This is a genomic window from Rhizobacter sp., assembly GCF_035702065.1.
Taxonomy (GTDB): Bacteria; Pseudomonadota; Gammaproteobacteria; order Burkholderiales; family Burkholderiaceae_C; genus Rhizobacter.
On sequence record NZ_DASSRA010000206.1, the window covers coordinates 1 to 3,832 of the forward strand.

General features: G+C 69.6%; 2 protein-coding genes and 1 pseudogene. All 3 read right to left on the bottom strand.

The window, feature by feature from the left end; all coding sequences use genetic code 11:
- Window positions 1–665: pseudogene (locus VFL64_RS09575) on the bottom strand (glucans biosynthesis glucosyltransferase MdoH); the annotation flags it as partial.
- Window positions 662–2,146 carry a glucan biosynthesis protein G gene (locus VFL64_RS09580; protein WP_489540154.1) on the bottom strand — a complete coding sequence of 495 codons (1,485 nt, stop codon included), beginning with the start codon at window positions 2,144–2,146 and terminating at the stop codon, window positions 662–664. The pseudogene VFL64_RS09575 and the gene VFL64_RS09580, both read right to left, overlap by 4 nt.
- A gap of 327 nt (window positions 2,147–2,473) precedes the next feature.
- Window positions 2,474–3,829, bottom strand: a complete 1,356-nt coding sequence (locus VFL64_RS09585; RefSeq protein WP_489540155.1) for a sigma 54-interacting transcriptional regulator — start codon at window positions 3,827–3,829, stop codon at window positions 2,474–2,476.
- Between the last annotated feature and the right edge of the window lie 3 nt (window positions 3,830–3,832).

Here is a 3,832-nt window from a genome sequence, read left to right on the forward strand (position 1 = left end):
ATCCGGTGCTGGCGCCAGCGATAGAAGATGCGACCGAAGCCGTCTACGGCACGGCAAAGGGCGAGCCATGCATCGAGTTCCGCGACGCGGGTGTCCGCGTTGCCGGTGTCCGACAGCACGAAGAAGTCGAAGCGATCGAGCGCTCCCGTCTGCGCGAGCGATTCGTAGGTCGCACGCAATCCCGCAAATACGCGCGGCACGTCCTCGTTGCAGATCGGCATCACGATCGCGGTGCGCGCGTTCGCGTCGATCGGCGCGTGGCCGGCACGCGCCGCCGACATCGCGTGCGGATCACCGCGCCACAGCACCCAGAAGCCCATCATCGCGGTGAAGAACCCGGCCGACACCCAGGCGACGAGCAGCGCGTAGAGGCCGATCTGCAGCGTCCGGAGCCACACCGCTTCTTGCGCGGGCAGCACGTTGTCGAGCAAGGCAGTCGCACCGGCCGCCGACAGCGCCACCAGCGCGAGCAGCGCGCGGCGACGGTTCGTGGCCGCACGTTCCCACGCGGCCGGCGGCTGCGTGTTCCCGGGGCTGGCGTTTCGTCGGCGCCCCAGCATCAGGTCGACCACACTGCGCGTGAAGCCGCGCCAGGGCTGCGCGACCATGCTGCCGCGGTGGATGGGGGGCGTGCTGGTGCCGGGCTGGTGGTCCGGGGTGCTCACTCGGGCTGGATGGTGGTGGTCCATGTTTCTGTGAGGGCGTGTTCGCCGTTTTGGAGGAAGGCTCGCAGCTCCGCGGGTTGCGCGGGCTGGAGGCGGGTGGTGCGCACCGTCATCCGCCAGGTGCCGGTGGCGGCATTGCGGTAGGCGTTGCTTTCGACGATGCGGGCGTTGGTACCGGCGCTGACGACGGCCTTCACGGGCTCGTCGCCCTTCAAGGCGCGCAGCGCGGGGCCGTCGAAGTCGACGACGTACTGCACCTCGTTCGGGTCGCGCTGGGCCTTGGAGTCGATGAAGCCGTGGCCGCGGCGCGTCTGCACCGTCCAGCCGGCCGGCGGGCGCTGCTGGCGCTCGCCCTGCCAGCGCATCTGGTACGCGAAGGCCAGCGGCTGGCCCGGTGCCGGCACGCGCTCGGGCACCCAGTAGGCAACGATGTTGTCGTTGGTCTCGTCGGGCGTGTTGAGCTGCAGCAGCTCGATGCGGCCCGGCCCCCACGAGCCCTGCGGCTCGATCCACACGCTGGGGCGGTGCTGGTACTGGGCCTCGGTGTCTTCGTAGCTGGCGTAGTTGCGGTCGCGCTGCATCAGACCGAAGCCCTTCAGCTCGCGCACCGCGAAGGAGTTCACCAGCGGCTGCCTGGGGTTCAGCAGCGGGCGCCACAGCCATTCGCCATCGGCCGCGATCATCAGGCCGTCGGAGTCGTGCACTTCGGGGCGGAAGTCGTCCACACGCGGCTGGTTCTCGGCGTGCTGGAACATGCTGGTCAGCGGCGCGATCCCCAAGGTCGCCACGCCGGCGCGCAGGAAGAGGCGGGCCTGCACATCGACCGCGGTCTGTTCGCCGGGCTTCAGCGTGAAGCGGTAGGCGCCGGTGGCGCGCGGCGAGTCGAGCAGCGCGTGGATCACGAGCGAAGTGGCGTTCGCGGCCGGGCGCTCGATCCAGAACTCGGTGAAGCGCGGGAACTCCTCACCTGCGCCGCCCACAGTGTCGATGCCCAGCCCGCGCGCCGACAGGCCGTAGTGCTGGCCCTGCCCCAGTGCGCGGAAGTAGCTCGCGCCGAGGAAGACCACCAGCTCGTCCTTGTAGGCCGGGTTGTTGAGCGCGTAGTGCGCGCGGAAGCCACCGAAGCCGAGGTCGCCCCAGCCCTTCTGCGTGAGCTTGTTCTTGCCGTAGTCGAAGTCCTTCTGGTCGAAGGCAACGTGGCGCACCTCGCCGCCGACGACCTCGTTGATGGACACCGCCTGCGTCTGGAACTTGCCCAGGTGGAAGAACATCAGCTCGAAGGGCAGGCCCTCCTTGCGCCACAGCGCGCGCTCGGGCTTGAAGCGGATGTCGCGGTACTGGTCGTAGCTGAGGTTCTTGAGCTCGGCCGGCAGAGCCACCGTGTTGGCGACGTAGGCCTTGGCGGCAAGGGCCTGGGCGCGCGCAGCCACGTCGTCGAAGCCGAAGGCGTGGGCCTGGCGCGCGGCGAGCAGGGAGGCCAAGGCGAAGAAGACGGCGAAGAGCGGCCGTGTCGCCGATTCACGAATCGAGACGCGGGATGGAGCTTGAAGAGTCGGTGAGATCGGCAAAACGCAGGGCCTGCAGGTGCTGGGAGCGGCTCGAAATGAGCCGCGACACCTGGGTCAGCGCAACGCCCGTGCCAGTTTGAAAAGCGCCCTGGAATCAAGGGCTTGGAGAGGCGGTTCTCGCGGTGTGGGCTGCCGGCCTGCAAACAGGCCAAAAAACACCTCGGATGTGTCGCCACTCAACGACACGCCCCTCGGTAAGAACGACAAAGCCCAGGCTCCATGCGGCCTGGTGGTGTGTCTCTACTCGGCGACAGGCGGCTCGGCGCGGAACTGCCCCGGCGTCAACCCATGCCGCTGCAGCAGCCGGTAGAACTCGGTGCGGTTGCGGTCGGCGAGGCGCGCGGCATCGGCCACGTTGCCGTCGGTGAGCTTGAGCAGGCCCACCAGGTAGTCGCGCTCGAAGCGCTCGCGCGCCTGGGCGTAGGTCAGCACCTCCACCGTCGGCACGCGCAAGGCCCGCTGCACCAGCGTCAGCGGGATCAGCGGCGTGGTGGTCAGGGCGCACACCTGCTCGACCACGTTGTGCAGCTGGCGCACGTTGCCCGGCCAGCTGGCGGTGGTGAGCGCCTTCATCGCATCCGGCGCGAAGCCGGAGAGGCGCTTGCCGTACTTGGCGCTCAGGGTGGCGACGAAATGGTTGGCCAGCAACGGGATGTCTTCGCGCCGCTCGGCCAGCGTGGGCAGGTGCAGCGAGACCACGTTGAGGCGGTAGTACAGGTCTTCGCGGAACTGGCCCTGCGCCATGGCGGCGTCGAGGTCGCGGTGCGTGGCCGAGAGGATGCGCACGTCCACCGGCACCGACTGGCTCGCGCCCACCGGGCGCACGGTGCGCTCCTGCAGCACGCGCAGCAGCTTCACCTGCAGGGCGGGCGGCATGTCGCCGATCTCGTCGAGAAAGAGCGTGCCACCGTCGGCGGTGACGAAGAGCCCGCGGTGGTTGGCCACGGCGCCGGTGAAGGAGCCCTTCACGTGGCCGAAGAGTTCGGACTCGAGCAGCGCCTCGGGGATGGCGCTGCAGTTCACCGCCACGAAGGGCTTGGCCGCGCGCGGGCTGGCGCGGTGGATGGCCTGGGCCAGCAGCTCCTTGCCGCTGCCGCTCTCGCCGCGGATCAGCACGCTGGCGTCCGACGCCGCCACCATCTTGGCCTCGGCCAGCAGCTCGGCCATGCAGTTGGAGCGGCTGACGATGGATCCACGCCAGGCCTCGTCGCCGTTGCTCGCCTGCTGCTCGGGCGGCGCGAGTGCCAGCGCTTCATTCACCTTGTCGAGCAGGGCCTTGCCGTCGAAGGGCTTGGTGAGGTAGCTGAACACGCCGCGCGCGGTGGCGTCGACCGCATCGGGGATGGTGCCGTGCGCGGTGAGCAGGATCACCGGCAGCGCGGGGTGGCGCTTGTGGATCTCGTCGAAGAGGGCGAGGCCGTCGCGCCCGGGCAGCTGCACGTCGCTCACCACCAGCTGCGGGCGCGCCACGGCCAGCTGCGTGAGCGCAGCCTCGGCCGACTCGACCGAGGTCACACGGTGCCCGGCCGCCGTGAGCCGCATGGACAGCAGCTTCAGCAGATCGGGGTCGTCGTCGACCAGCAGCAGGTTGGACATGGC

Excerpts from the sequence above, each read along its gene's own strand:
- VFL64_RS09585 (WP_489540155.1), bottom strand. The coding sequence starts at position 3,829 with ATGTCCAACCTGCTGCTGGTCGACGACGACCCCGATCTGCTGAAGCTG.